16 protein-coding genes are annotated in these 14,583 nt (G+C 73.2%); 5 read left to right on the forward strand and 11 right to left on the reverse strand.

Annotated elements, in window-relative coordinates; all coding sequences use genetic code 11:
* Position 1: 1 nt before the first annotated feature.
* Positions 2 to 1,300, reverse strand: a complete 1,299-nt coding sequence (locus tag BSB02_RS16865; protein WP_158088655.1) for a universal stress protein — start codon at positions 1,298 to 1,300, stop codon at positions 2 to 4.
* 121 nt (positions 1,301 to 1,421) lie between these two features.
* Complete coding sequence (locus BSB02_RS16870; RefSeq protein WP_084959939.1) at positions 1,422 to 1,877, reverse strand: pyridoxamine 5'-phosphate oxidase family protein; 456 nt, start codon at positions 1,875 to 1,877, stop codon at positions 1,422 to 1,424.
* A gap of 182 nt (positions 1,878 to 2,059) precedes the next feature.
* Between BSB02_RS16870 and BSB02_RS16875 the strand changes: the two genes are divergently transcribed.
* The 5 genes from BSB02_RS16875 to hypE are packed head-to-tail and all read left to right on the forward strand — an operon-like array spanning position 2,060 to position 7,577.
* The gene (locus tag BSB02_RS16875) at positions 2,060 to 2,917 is read left to right on the forward strand and encodes a universal stress protein (RefSeq protein ID WP_084959940.1); all 858 of its coding nucleotides are present in this window, start codon (positions 2,060 to 2,062) and stop codon (positions 2,915 to 2,917) included.
* Complete coding sequence (gene hypF / locus BSB02_RS16880) at positions 2,914 to 5,232, forward strand: carbamoyltransferase HypF (RefSeq protein ID WP_084959941.1); 2,319 nt, start codon at positions 2,914 to 2,916, stop codon at positions 5,230 to 5,232. Before BSB02_RS16875 ends, hypF begins: the two co-directional genes overlap by 4 nt.
* On the forward strand, positions 5,232 to 5,465 hold the full coding sequence (locus tag BSB02_RS16885; protein WP_084959942.1) for a HypC/HybG/HupF family hydrogenase formation chaperone: 234 nt from the start codon (positions 5,232 to 5,234) through the stop codon (positions 5,463 to 5,465). Before hypF ends, BSB02_RS16885 begins: the two co-directional genes overlap by 1 nt.
* Positions 5,449 to 6,531: a hydrogenase formation protein HypD gene (hypD, locus tag BSB02_RS16890; protein ID WP_084959943.1), complete on the forward strand. Its 1,083-nt coding sequence runs from the start codon at positions 5,449 to 5,451 to the stop codon at positions 6,529 to 6,531. Before BSB02_RS16885 ends, hypD begins: the two co-directional genes overlap by 17 nt.
* The gene (hypE, locus tag BSB02_RS16895; RefSeq protein WP_084959944.1) at positions 6,528 to 7,577 is read left to right on the forward strand and encodes a hydrogenase expression/formation protein HypE; all 1,050 of its coding nucleotides are present in this window, start codon (positions 6,528 to 6,530) and stop codon (positions 7,575 to 7,577) included. Before hypD ends, hypE begins: the two co-directional genes overlap by 4 nt.
* On the opposite strand, the gene BSB02_RS16900 is transcribed toward hypE, so the two are convergent.
* The 9 genes from BSB02_RS16900 to BSB02_RS16940 all read right to left on the reverse strand — a co-directional run.
* Entirely contained in the window at positions 7,560 to 7,991 is a 432-nt protein-coding gene (locus tag BSB02_RS16900) for a hydrogenase maturation protease (protein WP_084959945.1), read from the reverse strand. The genes hypE and BSB02_RS16900 overlap by 18 nt on opposite strands.
* A complete protein-coding gene (locus BSB02_RS16905) occupies positions 7,984 to 9,273 on the reverse strand; it encodes a Ni/Fe hydrogenase subunit alpha (protein ID WP_084959946.1) in 1,290 nt (429 codons plus the stop codon). Before BSB02_RS16905 ends, BSB02_RS16900 begins: the two co-directional genes overlap by 8 nt.
* Positions 9,263 to 9,982, reverse strand: a complete 720-nt coding sequence (locus tag BSB02_RS16910; protein WP_084959947.1) for an NADH-quinone oxidoreductase subunit B family protein — start codon at positions 9,980 to 9,982, stop codon at positions 9,263 to 9,265. The genes BSB02_RS16905 and BSB02_RS16910 overlap by 11 nt, the downstream gene beginning before the upstream one ends.
* The gene (locus BSB02_RS16915; protein WP_084959948.1) at positions 9,979 to 10,782 is read right to left on the reverse strand and encodes an FAD/NAD(P)-binding protein; all 804 of its coding nucleotides are present in this window, start codon (positions 10,780 to 10,782) and stop codon (positions 9,979 to 9,981) included. The genes BSB02_RS16910 and BSB02_RS16915 overlap by 4 nt, the downstream gene beginning before the upstream one ends.
* On the reverse strand, positions 10,779 to 11,849 hold the full coding sequence (locus BSB02_RS16920; RefSeq protein ID WP_084959955.1) for a 4Fe-4S dicluster domain-containing protein: 1,071 nt from the start codon (positions 11,847 to 11,849) through the stop codon (positions 10,779 to 10,781). Before BSB02_RS16920 ends, BSB02_RS16915 begins: the two co-directional genes overlap by 4 nt.
* A 2-nt stretch (positions 11,850 to 11,851) precedes the next feature.
* Positions 11,852 to 12,550 carry a CBS domain-containing protein gene (locus BSB02_RS16925; protein ID WP_084959949.1) on the reverse strand — a complete coding sequence of 233 codons (699 nt, stop codon included), beginning with the start codon at positions 12,548 to 12,550 and terminating at the stop codon, positions 11,852 to 11,854.
* Complete coding sequence (locus tag BSB02_RS16930; protein ID WP_084959950.1) at positions 12,547 to 13,149, reverse strand: CBS domain-containing protein; 603 nt, start codon at positions 13,147 to 13,149, stop codon at positions 12,547 to 12,549. The genes BSB02_RS16925 and BSB02_RS16930 overlap by 4 nt, the downstream gene beginning before the upstream one ends.
* A 2-nt stretch (positions 13,150 to 13,151) precedes the next feature.
* Positions 13,152 to 13,835: a CBS domain-containing protein gene (locus tag BSB02_RS16935; protein ID WP_084959951.1), complete on the reverse strand. Its 684-nt coding sequence runs from the start codon at positions 13,833 to 13,835 to the stop codon at positions 13,152 to 13,154.
* Positions 13,836 to 13,955: 120 nt separating this feature from the next.
* Positions 13,956 to 14,583 (reverse strand): response regulator (locus BSB02_RS16940; RefSeq protein ID WP_240506469.1); only part of this gene is annotated, 628 nt, incomplete at its 5' end.

Here is a 14,583-nt window from a genome sequence, read left to right on the forward strand (position 1 = left end):
GTCAGGTGTGCGCGCCGAGTGCGGAGGTCCGCCCCGTGACCTGGATCTCGGCAAGGTCGTGGACCACCTGATTGGCGGCCGGTTCGGGAGTGGTGTGGGCCCGATCGTACGGATGCAGGGCGATGACCAGCCCGAAGCGGCCGCGCCAGGCGGCCTGCAGGGCGGGCCTGGTGACGGCGACGACCGCGGTTTCGTGCGGCTGGGTGTGCAGGCGGTGGGCCGCTTCGGCCAGCATGGCCGGGTCGGGCATCGTGGCGAGCCGCAACCGGGCGGCGTCCGCGCCGTCGACGCCGGCGTCGAACAAGTCGGCCAGAGCGGCGCGCGCGAGGATCTCGGCGCCGTTGCGGCTGGCGGAGACCGCGGCCAGATGGGCGCCCCGGCGGCGCAGCTCACGGGCGAGTCCCGGGGCCGCGGGGAAGACAGCCACGCCGTCGTGGCGGATTTCGGCCAGGAAGGCGACGTCCTTGAGGCAGCCCAGGCCGACGAGCGTGCCGTTGCCGTCCGGCCCCTCGGGCAGGACGATGCCGCGGGAGGCCAGGAAGTCGCGGGCCCCGTCCAGGCGGAGTTTGCCGTCGACGTGGCGCAGGTAGTCGTCGTGGACGTCGAACGGGCGTGTCTGGTGCGGGGACAGGCCGGGCTGTTGCCGCAGGTAGGTGTCGAACACGCGCTTCCAGGCGGCGGCGTGGACGCGGTCGGTGCCGGCGAGCACCCCGTCCGTCTCGAAGATCACTACTGGGAACCGGTGGAGGTCGATCATGGCCATGTCGTGCTCCTCGCCGGGACTGCTGCGTGCGTTGTCATGTCGATGCTCGGCTCCCGACATGCTCGGGCGAAGAGGCGAAGTGCCCGCAGGCGATGGTCGATGGTCCCGGCGCGGAGCCGTACCTGCGGACGCCGGCAGAAAGCGGCGATGTCGGGGGGACGGCAGCCGCCGGATCGGTGAGCGGACTCTCCGCCCGATGACGAGGAGGTCGGTTCCTCTGCCCAGCTCGGCGAGGACCTGGGCCGGCGCCCCCGGGCGCACGCTCGCCGAGACGTCGACACCGTCGAGTTGCCCCGTCGCGACCTCCTGGAGCAGGCGAGGGATCACGTCGGCGGCTCGCAGCTGCGCCGTCCGGTCGACGACCCTGAACCATGGCGGCTGTGCGGCGCGCACGGTCTCCTGGTAGACATGGACGACGTGAAGCGGCAGCCGCCGCAGCCGTGCCTCTCCGATAGCCCAGGCCAGCGCCCATCGGGCGCCGATGGAGTCGTCCACGCCGACGACGATGCGCGGACCGAGAGGTGGTGGCGTCCTCACCGCGATCTCCCTTCGCTGCCTTCCAGATCGAGAGTGAGCCCGTGCAGGCGGTGCCGTGCAGGGCCTTTGGTCCCTTTCGGCAAACTTCGGCAAGGCGCCGGACTCCACGCCATCTGATCACTCAGGACGCGATGACGTGCGGCTCATCACGCACGTTCCCGTTGACGCGACCGCTCATGATCTTCCGGCCGGAGATGTGCTCGACCCTGATCTCGATGAAGTGGTCCCGCTCGCCCGGCGCCCAGCACTCCAGCCGGAGGGTCGCCAGCTGTACCACCTCACAGGGGTCCTCCACGGCGCGGGCGTGCCCGATCGCGGTGACCGACCAGCCGGTCCGCGAGGCGGGGTCGATGTCGTCGGCCTCGAAGGCGACGATCGCGTTGCGCGTGGCGGCGGCCAGCTTGGAGCCGGCGGCCGTGCGGATGACGACGCGATCGCCGTCCAGTCGGAAATTGACCGGCTGCACGGCCGGGAGCGCGCGGTCGGTGAAGACGATCCGCCCGATCTCCGCCGACGACAGCAGGTCCAGGCACTCCCGCGGCGAGAGCGTGACCAGCCGGGAGGCTTCGCATCGCATGACACCAGCCTCGCCCGGCCCGGTAGGCAGCCACAGGGGCGAAGGTCGCTGCCGGGCCGCCGATCAGCCCGCCCGCCGTGCCGTACGGCAGGGCCGAAAGTCCCTGAACGCCTGGGCTGATCGGCCCTGGGCAGGTCAGGGCCCGGCTGCTGGGATGAAAACAGCCGATGAGGGGACACGCGATGATCGTGGTGGGTGTGGACGGGTCGCGGGCCGCGCTGGACGCGGTGGCCTGGGCAGCCAGGGAGGCGGCCCTGCGCGGGCGCAAGCTGCTGGTCGCCCACGCGATGCCCGGCTGGGCACGGGACGCCACCGACACCGACCGGCTGGCGGGAGTGGCGCGGTGGATGCGCGAGGGGGCCGAGGTCGTCCTGACCGCCGGGGTGGACCGGGCCCGGCGCGAGGCGCCCTCGCTCGTGGTGGAGCGGGCACTGCTGGGCGATGATCCGCGCACTGCCCTGCTCAAGCTCGCGCCGGAGGCGGAGCTGCTGGTGGTGGGCAGCCACGGCATGGGCGGCTTCTCGGGGCTGTTGCTGGGCTCGGTGGCGCAGGGCGTGGCCGGGCACGCGCAGTGCGACGTGGTGGTGGTCCGGGCGCTGTCGCGCAGCCCGCGCGAGGAGATCGTGGTGGGCGTGGACGGCTCACCGGCGGGCGAGCCGGTGCTGGCCTTCGCCTTCGCCGAGGCGGAGCTGCGCAAGGCGCGGCTGCACGCGGTCCACGCCTGGACCTGGCACGAGGCCACCAGCGTGCTGCACGCCTCCTCCGGGGAGGATGACGAGAAGCGGCTGCTGGGAGAGGTCCTGGCGGGCTGGCGGGAGCGCTATCCGGACGTGGAGGTGATCACCGAGGTGATCCACGGCCATGCGGTGGAGGTGCTGCGCGACGCCTCGGAGGGGGCGGACCTGCTGGTCGTCGGTTCACACGGGCACGGCCAGGTGACCGGGCTGATCATGGGTTCGGTGAGCCAGGCGATGCTGCACCACGCCCGGTGCCCGCTCGCCGTGATCCGGTCCGGCCCGGGGAACGGCGGGCTGCGATGACGGTCACGGCGACCGCGGCGTCGGCCTGGCGGGTGGAGGTGCGGGGCACCGTCCAGGGCGTGGGGTTCCGCCCGTTCGTCCATCGGCTGGCCACGAGCCTGGGCATCCGGGGGAGCGTGCGCAACGCGGGCGGTCAGGTGGTGATCATCGCGGTGGCAATGCCGGAGCAGCTGGAGGCGTTCGTCTCGGGCCTGCGGAGGGGAAGACCCGAGGCGGCGTGCATCGCCGACATCGCCGTGTCGCCCGCCGATGCGGCCGTGTCGCCCGCGGAGTTCACGATCGAGGACAGCGTGCCGGCGGCCGGCACGTCGCCCGAGGTCCCGCCCGACTTGGCCACCTGCGCCGACTGCCTGCGGGAGCTGTTCGCCCCGGCTGATCGCCGCTACCGCTATCCCTTTATCAACTGCACCGCCTGCGGCCCCCGGGCGACGATCATCGAGGCGCTGCCGTACGACCGGGAACGCACCGCGATGCGGCGCTTTGCGATGTGCGAGCAGTGCGCGCGGGAGTACCACGATCCGGCGGATCGCCGCTTCCACGCCGAGCCGGTCGCCTGCCCGCGCTGCGGCCCGCAGCTGCGCTTCCACGGAGCCACGAGAGATGAGGCGCTGCGCGCCGCCGCCGCGGTGATCGCCGCCGGCGGAGTGGTGGCCCTCAAGGCGCTGGGCGGCTTCCAGCTGGTGTGCGACGCGATGAACGAGGCGGCCGTGGCCCGGGTGCGGGAGCTGAAGGCACGCGAGGCCAAGCCCCTGGCCGTCATGGTCCGCGACCTGGTGACCGCGCACACGCTGGCCCACCTCACGCCCGCCGACGAGAAGGTGCTGGCCGGTACGGCGGCGCCGATCCTGCTCGCGCCGCGCCGCCACGGCATGCTGGCCGCCAACGTCAGCCCCGGCGTGGGCGACGTCGGCCTGTTCCTGCCCACCACACCGCTGCACCACCTGCTCATGCACGAGCTACGCCGCCCGCTGGTGGTGACCAGCGCCAACGTGGCCGACAGCCCCATGCCGACCGGCCGCGTCGACCTGCCGGTGGACGGGGTGCTGGACCACGACCGGCCCATCGTGAGCCGCTACGACGACTCGGTGGTGCGCTCGCTGGGGTCCCGCGCCACCGTCATCCGCAGAGCCCGGGGCCTGGCCCCCGCGCCCTTGGGGTTGCCGGTGGCCACTCGCGAGCCGCTGCTGGCCGTGGGCGCCCAGCTCAAGAGCACCTTCACGCTGGCGCACGGCGGCAGGGCGGTCATCGGCCCGCACGTCGGCGACCTGGAGGACGCCGAGACCCTGCAGGCCTATGAGGCCGCGCTGCGGCGGCTGGCGGCGCTGCACGACATCGACCCGGTCGTCGCCGCCCACGACCTGCATCCCGGATACCTGTCCACGGCGCTGGCCCGGCGCCTGCCGCGTCGCGTCGCCGTCCAGCACCACCACGCGCACGTGGCGGCGGTGGCCGCGGAGCACGGGCTGGCCGGGCCGTTCCTCGGCGTCGCCTACGACGGGCTGGGCCTGGGCGACGACGGCACCTTCTGGGGCGGGGAGCTGCTGCTGGCCGACTACCTCGGCTACCGGCGGCTGGGCCGCTTCTCCCATGCGCCGATGCCCGGCGGCGCGGCAGCCGTACGGCGGCCCGCCCGCATGGCACTCGGCTACCTGCTCGGCGGCGAGACGACCATCGGCCAGCCCACCCCGCAAGGTCTCGCCGCCGACGCAGAGACCCAGGTGATCCGCCGCATGATCGAGCGGGACGTCAACTGCCCGCCCGCCTCCAGCGCCGGACGGCTGTTCGACGCCGCCGCCGCGCTGCTGGGGCTGTGCGAGGAGAACCGGTTCGAGGGCGAGGCCGCGATGCGGCTGGAGCACGCGGCGTCGGCCGCTCTGCGGGCCGGCGACGCCGACCTCCCTGGCGGCCGGTGCGAGAAGACCGTGCCGGTCGCCCCGTTGGCCTGGCGGCTGGAGCGGCGCGAGGGCCTGTGGGTGTACGACGGGGTGGCCACGCTGGGCGACCTGCTGGCCGCCAAGGCTGACGGCGAGCCGGTCGAGCGCATCGCCGCCGCCTTCCACGCCACGATCGCCGCGGTCACGGTGCTGATGTGCGAGCGCGCCGCGGCCGAGACCGGCGTGAGCACCGTGTGCCTGTCGGGCGGGGTGTTCCAGAACCGGCTGCTGGCCACCGACGTGCTGGCCCGCCTGGAGGAGGCCGGGTTCGACCCCTACATCGGCGAGCGGATCCCGGTCAACGACGGCGGCATCAGCTTCGGCCAGGCCGCCGTCGCCGCCGCCCGCCTGGGAGCCCCGTCACGCCATGGGACGCCGTGATGTGCCTGGGAGTGCCGGGCCGGATCGTCGCCGTCGCCGAGGAGATGGGGGTGGTGGACTTCGACGGCGTCCGCCGCGAGGTCTGCCTGTCCTTCACCCCGCAGGCGCGCGTGGGCGACTACGTGATCGTCCATGTCGGCTTCGCCATCTCCCAGGTCGACGAGGAAGAGGCGCGCCGCACCCTGGAGATCCTGCGCGCCATCCCCGGAGGGCTCGATGAAGTATCTCGATGAGTACCGCGACCCGGTGCTGGCTCGGAGCCTCGTCGACCAGATCAGGGCCGCCGCCACCCGCCCCTGGTCGATCATGGAGGTGTGCGGCGGCCAGACCCACACCATCGTCCGCCAGGGCATCGACGAGCTCATCCCGGTCCGGATGGTGCACGGGCCCGGCTGCCCGGTGTGCGTGACGCCGCTGGAGGTGATCGACCGGGCACTGGCCATCGCGGCCCGCCCCGAGGTGATCTTCACCTCGTTCGGCGACATGCTGCGCGTGCCCGGTTCCACCTCCGACCTGTTGTCGGCCAAGGCGCGCGGTGCGGACGTGCGCGTGGTCTACTCGCCGCTGGACGCCGTACGGCTCGCGCGCACGCATCCCGAGCGCGAGGTGGTCTTCTTCGCGGTCGGCTTCGAGACCACCGCCCCGGCCAACGCGATGGCCGTCATCCAGGCCGCCGCTCAGCGCCTGACCAACTTCAGCATGCTCGTCAGCCACGTGCTCGTCCCGCCCGCCATGGTGGCGATCATGGAGTCGGCCTCGGTGGACGCCTTCCTGGCCGCCGGCCACGTGTGCGCGGTGATGGGCTGGACCGAGTACGAGCCGCTGGCCGCGCGCTACCGCACGCCCATCGTGGTCACCGGCTTCGAGCCGCTGGACCTGCTGGAGGGCATCCTCATGGCGGTGCGGCAGCTGGAGGAAGGCCGCTTCGAGGTGACCAACCAGTACGCCCGCGCGGTCCGCCGTACCGGCAACACCGCCGCCCAGGACGCCATGCGCCGCGCCTTCCGGGTGGCCGACCAGACCTGGCGCGGCATCGGCCCGATCCCGGCCAGCGGGCTGGTGCTGGCTCCCGAGTTCGCCGCCTACGACGCCGTCCTGCGCTTCGGCGTGGACGGCGTGACCGCCACCGAACATCCCGGCTGCATCGCCGGCGACATCCTGCGCGGCACCCGCACACCGCTGGAATGCCCCTCCTACGGCACCGCCTGCACCCCGCGGCGCCCGCTCGGCGCGCCGATGGTGTCGGCCGAGGGCACGTGCGCCGCCTACTACTCAGCGGGAAGGACACCTTCGCCATGAGCACCGCGTTCGACCCGATCGCCGCCACCTGCCCGGCGCCGCTGGCCGAGACCGAGCGCGTCCTGCTCGGGCACGGCTCGGGCGGCCAGCTCATGGCCGAGCTGCTGGCCGACCTGACGCCCCGGCTGGGCGGCTCGGCCCTGGAGGACGCCGCCGTCGTGACGACCGGCACGCCGGAGGTCGTCATGAGCACCGACGCCTTCGTCATCACCCCGCGCTTCTTCCCCGGCGGCGACATCGGCTCGCTCGCCGTACACGGCACGGTCAACGACGTGGCCATGATGGGCGCCCGGCCGGTCGCGCTCAGCCTCGCCTACATCGTGGAGGAGGGGCTGCCGCTGGAGGAGCTGCGCCGCGTCACCGCCTCGGCGGCCACGGCGGCACGGGAGTGCGGCGTGCGGGTGGTCACCGGCGACACCAAGGTCGTGGGCCGGGGCGCCGCCGACGGGCTGTTCGTGACCACCACCGGGATCGGCGTGCGACTGCCCGGCGCACGGGTGTCCGCCTCCCATGGCAGGCCGGGCGACGTCGTTCTGGTTTCGGGGCCGATCGGCCTGCACGGGGTGACCATCCTCAGCACGCGGGAGGGGCTCGGCTTCGAGACCGAGATCGCCTCCGACAGCCGCCCGCTGCACCGCCTGGTCGCCGCGATGATCGACGCCGGTGGGTACGGCGTGCACACTCTGCGCGACCCCACGCGCGGTGGCCTGGCCAGCGCGCTCAACGAGCTGGCGGCCGCCTCCGGCGTCGGCGTGGAGCTGGAGGAGCCCGCTGTCCCGGTACCCGCCCAGGTGGCGGCGGCCTGCGAGATCCTCGGCCTGGACCCGCTGCACGTGGCCAACGAGGGCTGCCTGGTCGCCTTCGTAAGCCCCGAGAAGACCGACGAGGTGCTGGCCGTCATGCGCGCCCTGCCAGAAGGCTCGGGCGCCCGCCGGATCGGGCAGCTCGTCGAAGACCATCCGGGCCGGGTCGTCATGCGCACCCTCGTCGGCTCCACCCGCGTGGTCGACATGCTGGTGGGGGAACAGCTACCGCGGATCTGCTAGCCGAAGGTCCCTGCCGACGGCCCGCACCACCTCATCCACCGACGCCCGCACCTCGGGTGACATCGGCCGGCCGATGCCGAAGTCCGCCCCCTCCACGGTGTAGACGACCAGCCGGCGCGGGAGCCGGCCCAGGGCGCGGCCCAGCTCCACGGCGTCGGCCAGGCTCAGGCCGTGGGTGCTGGCCTGGCACCGGGCCGGCAGGTCCAGGCCCTCGTGGCGGCGGATCGTGCCGGGTGGGTCGTGGGCGTGGGCGGCGTCGACGACGACGGCGAGCTCCGCGCCCGCCCAAAAGTCGATGAGCTGGGCGGGGTCGCCGCCGTTCTCCAGGCCGCCGAGCCGCCGGGCCACCTCCAGGCCGGCGGCGTCGTCGCCCCGGTAGTCGTTGCCGACGCCGACGACGACGGCCCTAACCATGGTCCAGGCGCAGGTCGAGGAAGTGCGCCGAGCAGGAGATACATGGGTCGTGGTTGCGCACAGCCTGCTCGCTCAGCTCGGTCAGCCGCGCGACCGGCAGATCGAGGCGGGGCTCCAGCAGGGCCCGCAGGTCCTCCTCGATGCGGGCCTGGTTCTGGGCGGTGGGCGGCACGATGTCGGTCTCGGCGATCCGCCCGGCGTCGTCGACGCGGTAGCGGTGGTAGAGGGTGCCGCGTGGCGCCTCGGACGCGCCGTGGCCCACCCCGGCACGAGGCGTGACGGGTACGGCGGGCGCGTCCGGCTCGGTGTAGCCGTCGATGATCCGCACCGCCTCGTCGCAGGCATGGACCACCTCGACCGCCCGCACGACGATGCTCCGGTAGGGGTTGCGGCAGACCGGACCCAGCCCGGCCGAGGCGGCGGCCTCCCGGGCGAGCGGCGACAACCGCGCCGAGTTGAGGGCGTAGCGGGCCAGCGCGCCGGTGAGGTAGCCGGGGGAGCCGTCCAGGCGGGCGTGCAGGGCGGTGGAGTGCGGCACCTGCTCCTCCACGACGTGAGCGGGCCAGTCCTCGACGGGGAAGCGGGTGCCGTCGCTGACGGCGGGCGTGCCCGACAGGATGGCGTACTCGCCGGGATGGGTCAGGGCCAGGAAGCGGTAGTCGTGCTCGACCGGCGGGAAGTCGAAGCCCGCCACCCAGGACACGGTCTCCAGCGCCAGATCGCGGGCGCGGCGCAGCCGCTCGGCGACCGGCGCCAGGTCGGCACGTGTGGGAGCGCGGTAGAAGCCGCCCAGCCGTACGTTGACCGGATGGATGGCGCGCCCGCCCACGGCGGCCACCAGCTCGTTGCCGGCCTTCTTCAGCGCCAGCCCGCGCTCCACGACCGGGCGGTGGTCGCGGGCCATGGCGATGCCGCTGGGATAGCCGAGGAAGTCGGGGGCGTGCAGCAGGTAGATGTGCAGGGTGTGGGACTCGATCCACTCGCCGAAGTACAGCAGCAGCCGCAGGTCGCGCAGCGGCCCGTCGACGGTCACGCCGCAGATCGCCTCCAGCGCCTGGCAGGCGCTCATCTGGTAGGCGACCGGGCAGATGCCGCAGATGCGGGCGGTGATGTCGGGCGGCTCGGTGAAGTCCCGGCCGCGCAGCAGCGCCTCGAAGAATCGGGGCGGCTCGTAGATGCGCAGCTGGAGATCGGTGATGCGGCCCGCGCGGGCGCGGACCAGCAGCGCGCCCTCGCCCTCCACGCGGGTGAGCCCGCCGACGCGGATCGTCTTATGCGTCACGCTGCCCCCAGGAACGGCTGCCGTACAACTGGAGAACCTTCTGGTCGGGACGTGGTTTCAGGGCGGCCGCGTTGGGCGTCTCCATCGGGCCGAAGCAGCCGAAGCAGCCCCGGTTGAAGGCCGGGCACAGCGCGCCGCAGCCCGCCTGGGTGACCGGCCCGAGGCAGGGGGTGCCGTGCGCGACCAGCACGCACGTGTTCCCGCGTGCCTTGCATTCCACGCACACGCTGTGCGCGGGCACGACGGGACGCCGCCCGGCCAGGAACGCGCCGATGACCTCCAGCAGCTGCCGCTTGTCGATGGGGCAGCCGCGCAGCTCGAAGTCCACCGGCACGTGCGCGGAGATCGGCGTCGACCGCTCCAGGGTCGAGATGTAGTCGGGACGGGCGTAGACCACCGACAGGAACTCCTTCACGTCCGACAGGTCGCGCAGCGCCTGGACGCCGCCGGCGGTCGCGCACGCCCCGATGGTCACCAGATGCTTGGACACCCGCCGCACGTGACGGATCCGCTCGGCGTCCTCCGGCGTGGTGATCGACCCCTCCACCAGCGACAGGTCGAACGGCCCGGGGTCCCTGGAGCTGGAGGCCTCCAGGAAGTAGGCGATCTCCACCCGCGCGGCGACGCGGAGCAGCTCGTCCTCGCAGTCCAGCAGGGTGAGCTGGCAGCCGTCGCAGGAGGCGAACTTCCACACGGCGAGCTTCTTCACAGCTGCTTCACCTCCATCAGTGCCGCCACCCGGTCATAGCCCAGCACCGGCCCGTCGGCGCACGCGAACAGCGGCCCCAGCTGGCAGTGCCCGCAGAGGCCGATGCCGCACTTCATGTTGCGCTCCAGCGACACCGCGATGCGGTGCGCCGGGACGCCGCGGCCCATCAGCCTCTCGGCGGTGGCACGCATCATGATCTCGGGACCGCAGACGAAGGCGCAGGTGCGCGCGGGGTCGAAGACGATCCGGTCCACCAGCTTGGTGATCAGCCCCACCGGCCCCTTCCAGGCCCGGTCCGGGTGATCGACGGTGACCAGCACGTCGAAGTCGCGCGCCCAGCGCGCCAGCTCGCGCGGGTAGAGCAGGGTGGCCGGGGTACGGGTGCCGGCGATCAGGCTGATGCGGCCGTAGCGGGCGCCGTGCGCGGCCAGCTCGCGGATCACCGGCCGCAGCGGGGCCAGGCCGAGCCCGCCCGCCGCGACGACGACGTCCATGCCCGCCGTCGCGGCCAGGTCCCAGTGCGTGCCGTACGGCCCGCGCACCCCGACCACGTCGCCCACCCGCACGCCGCACAGGGCCCGGCTGACCGCGCCGACGGCGCGGATGGTCTGCAGGTAGCCGCCGGAGCGGGCGTGGCCGCTGATGGAGATCGGGATCTCGCCCACGCCCGGCGCATAGATCATGGTGAACTGGCCCGGCAGGAACGGCGGGCACGCGCCCTCGACCGGCTCCAGGGTGAGGGTGACGGTGTCGGCCCGGTCCGGGCGGCGGGAGCGCACCCGATAGGGCGTGGGAATCATCGCAGCCGCTCCAGTTCCTCGGTGATGTCGATGCCGGCCGGGCACCAGGTGATGCACCGGCCGCAGCCGATGCAGCCGTAGGTGCCGAACTGGTCGACCCAGGTGGAGAACTTGTGGGTCAGCCACTGCCGGTAGCGGGCCGCGCCGGAGCCGCGGACCGGTGCGCCGCCCAGCTCCGTGAAGCCGAGCGTGAAGCAGGAGTCCCACCGCTCGACGCGCTCCGCGCCGCCGCCGGCGAGGTCGGTGGCGTCCTCGACGGTGGTGCAGAAGCACGTCGGGCACACCATGGTGCAGTTGGTGCAGGTGAGGCAGCGGCTGGCGATCTCGTTCCACACGGGCGACTCGCGCTGTTCCACCAGCCGCTCCTTGACGCCGTCGAGGTCGACGTGCCGGCCCATGCGGGCGGCGGCCGTACGGGAGACCTCGTCGGCGGCCTCCAGGTCGGCGGGGCCGGCGGGCCGGTGTGGCAGCTCCGCCAGCAGCTCGCCGCCGCGCTCGCTGCCCGCCTCGGCCAGGAAGAGGTGCGGCTCGGCCAGCTCGGTGAGCGCGAGGTCGAAGCCCGTGGTGGCGCGCGGCCCGGTGCCCATGGAGGCGCAGAAGCACGTCCCGGACGGCACGGCGCAGTTGACCGCGACGAGGAACAGGGCCTCCCGCCGCGCCCGGTACGCCTCGTCGGGGTGCCGCCCGCCCAGGAACACCCGGTCCTGTACGGCTATCGCCGCCAGGTCACAGGCGCGCACCCCGAGCAACGCCACCCTCGGCGCCTCCACCGGGGTCTCCTCCGCGACGCCGTCCCGCCAGCGGAACAGCGACGACCGCGGCGGCTGCGTGTACCGCTTGGCCGAGTCGGGGCTCGCGGCGAACCCGAAGACCAGGTCGTCCCCTTGCCGGAGCCGGTAGCGGCCCGGCTCCTGCTCGTCACTCCAGCCGCGCGGCAGATCGGCCGCCGAGCCGAGCTCGGCGAAGCGGATCACGCCGTCGCGGACCGTTGGGCCCACGACGGCGTAGCCGCGAGCGCGCAACCGGCCGATCAGCGGGTCGAGGGAGTCCAGGACGACCGGGTCCATGCTCAGGCCCCGCCCCACACTGGGGGATTGAGCGCGACGTCGTCGGTCTTCCAGGTCAGCTCGTCGCGGACGGCCACGACGCCGTCGACGTTCTCGGCGTGCCGTACCGCCGAGATGGCCTCGGTGTGCCGGTCGGTCTGGCCGGTGAGGGTGACGACGCCGTCCCTCACCTCGATGTGGACCTTGGGGACGGCGTGCAGCGGGAGTCCCTGCAGGACAGCCTCCTTGATCTCCTCGTCGCCGCGGACGAACACCTTGATCAGGTCGCGGCGGCTAACGATGCCGGCCAGGCGGCCGTCGGCGTCCACCACGGGCAGTCGCTTGACGCCGTGCTTGTCCATCAACCGGGCGGCGGCCACGACCGGCGACTGCGGCGTGGTGACGATGGCCGGGGAGGTCATCAGCTCGCCCGCGGTCTCGCCCTGGGACTTGCGGTAGGTGCCGTGCTCGCTGCCGGTCATGTGGCGCAGCCGGGCGCGCAGCGGCGGGAAGTAGGCGTCGCCGTAGTAGCGCTCCTTGAACTCCTCCTTGCACAGCAGGTCGGCCTCGGAGACGACGCCCACGACCCGGTCGTCGTCGTCGATGACCGGCACGCCGCTGACCTGGCGGTCGATGAGGAGCTGGGCGACGGTGTGGAAGCCGGCCTTCTCATTGACGGCGGCCACCTCGGTGGTCATCACGTCCTGGACGGTGGTTCTCATGGAGTCCTCCTGTGGGTGACCCGGACGACGCCGGGGACGGTTCTGGCGATCACATCGGCGATGGCGTCGGCGTCGGGGTGCGCCGGCCCGGTCAGCTCGGCGATGCCGTCGCGGACGGCGACCTGCCAGCGCGGGCCGGTGGGGTACTGCTCGCGCAGCGCGGTCTCGACGTCGCGGCGCAGCTCCTCGTCGGGCCGGGCGAGCATGGCCATCAGATCGCGGCGGCTCAGGATGCCCACGACGAGGCCCTCGCGGGTGACCGGCAGGCTCTTGACGCGCTTGCCGACCATCAGCTCGACCGCGTCCGCCACGTCGGTGGTCTCGGTGACCGTCACGACCGGGCTGGTCATGACCTCGGCCACGGTCCGCGGCGGCGGTACGGCGGCGCCGGCGACCGGCCGGAGATGGGCGCGGGGGTCGGGCTCGAACTCGCCGCGCAGCAAGTCCAGCTCGCTGACCACGCCGACGATCCGGCCGTCCTCGTCGACGACGGGGGCGGCGGTGACGTTGTGGCCGTACAGGGACCGGATCGCCCGCCGTACCGGATCGGCGGGCCGTACGGTGACCACCGGGCTGGTCATGACCTCGCGGACCAGCATGGCTACCGCCCGGCCCAGGCGCGGTCGTCGTCCTCGGCCCAGGTCAGCTCGTCGACCACGTCGACGACGCCGTTGACGCGGCGGGTGAGGCGGACGGCGATGTCGGCCTCGCTGCGACGGTTCATCCGGCCGCTCAGGGTGACCACGCCGTGGGCGACGTCCACGCGCACCCGGCCGGTGTTCACCCACAGCCCGCGCTCCAGCACCTGCTCGCGGATCTCGCGGGCGATGTCGGCGTCGTCGCGGGTGAACACCTTCAGCACGTCTCTGCGGGAGACGATGCCGGCCAGGCAGCCGTCGCCGTCCACGACGACCAGCCGCTTGACGTCGCGCTCGTCCATGATGCGGACGGCCTGCGTCACGGTGGCGTCGCGGGGGATGGTGACGGCCGGGGCGGTCATGAGGTCGGCGGCGGTGTCCCCGGCGGCCTTGTCGCGGGCGTCGCGGTGGCGCAGCCGGACCTTCAGCGGCGGCTTGTAGCCCTCGCGGTAGTACTGCTCGCGGAACTCCTCCTTGCGCAGCAGGTCGGCCTCGGAGACCACGCCGATGACTCGGCCGTCGCCGTCCAGGACGGGAACGGCGCTGACGGCGTGGGCGATGAGGGTCTCGGCGACGTCCTTGAACGGCGTACGGGGGGTGACCGACACCACGCCGGTCGTCATGATGTCCTTCACTGTGGTGCGCATCCTGCACCTCCTCGATGCCTCCATCCCACCGCCGGGGGAGGAGACCGAGTAGGGACGGAAGTCCCTAGTGCGGGCGCCAGGAGTCCGTAGTGTGAAGGACGTGCCGGTCAGGCGTCGGGGTCAGGCGTGGTCGCGGCGGTCGGCCTTCAGGCGGGCGGCCAGGGCGGCGGCCTGGGTACGGCGTTGCATGTCCAGCTTGCCCAGCAGGTTGGAGACGTAGTTCTTGACCGTCTTCTCGGCCAGGAACAGCCGCTCGCCGATCTGCCGATTGGTCAGCCCCTCGCCGATCAGCTCCAGGATCTGGCGTTCTTGGTCGGTCAGGGCGGCCAGCGGGTCGCGGCGCGCGGTCTGGTCGCGCAGCCGGGCCAGCATGGCGGCGGTGGTCTGGGGGTCCAGCAGGGACTGGCCGGAGGCGACGGTGCGCACCGCCCCGACCAGATCTGAGCCGTGGATCTGCTTGAGCACATAGCCGGACGCCCCGGCCATGACGGCGTCGAACAGCGCGTCGTCGTCGGCGTAGGAGGTGAGCATCAGGCAGCGCAGCTCGGGCAGGCGGGAGCGGACCTCGCGGCAGACGTCCACGCCGGTGCCGTCGGGCAGACGCACGTCCAGCACGGCCACGTCCGGCCGCAGCGCCGGGATGCGGGCGATGGCGGATGCGGCGGTTCCGGCCTCGCCGACCACCTCGATGTCGTCCTCGGCTTCCAGCAGGGCGGCCACGCCCCGCCGTACCACCTCATGGTCGTCG

Source organism: Thermoactinospora rubra, assembly GCF_002093975.1.
Classification (GTDB): Bacteria; Actinomycetota; Actinomycetes; order Streptosporangiales; family Streptosporangiaceae; genus Nonomuraea; species Nonomuraea rubra_A.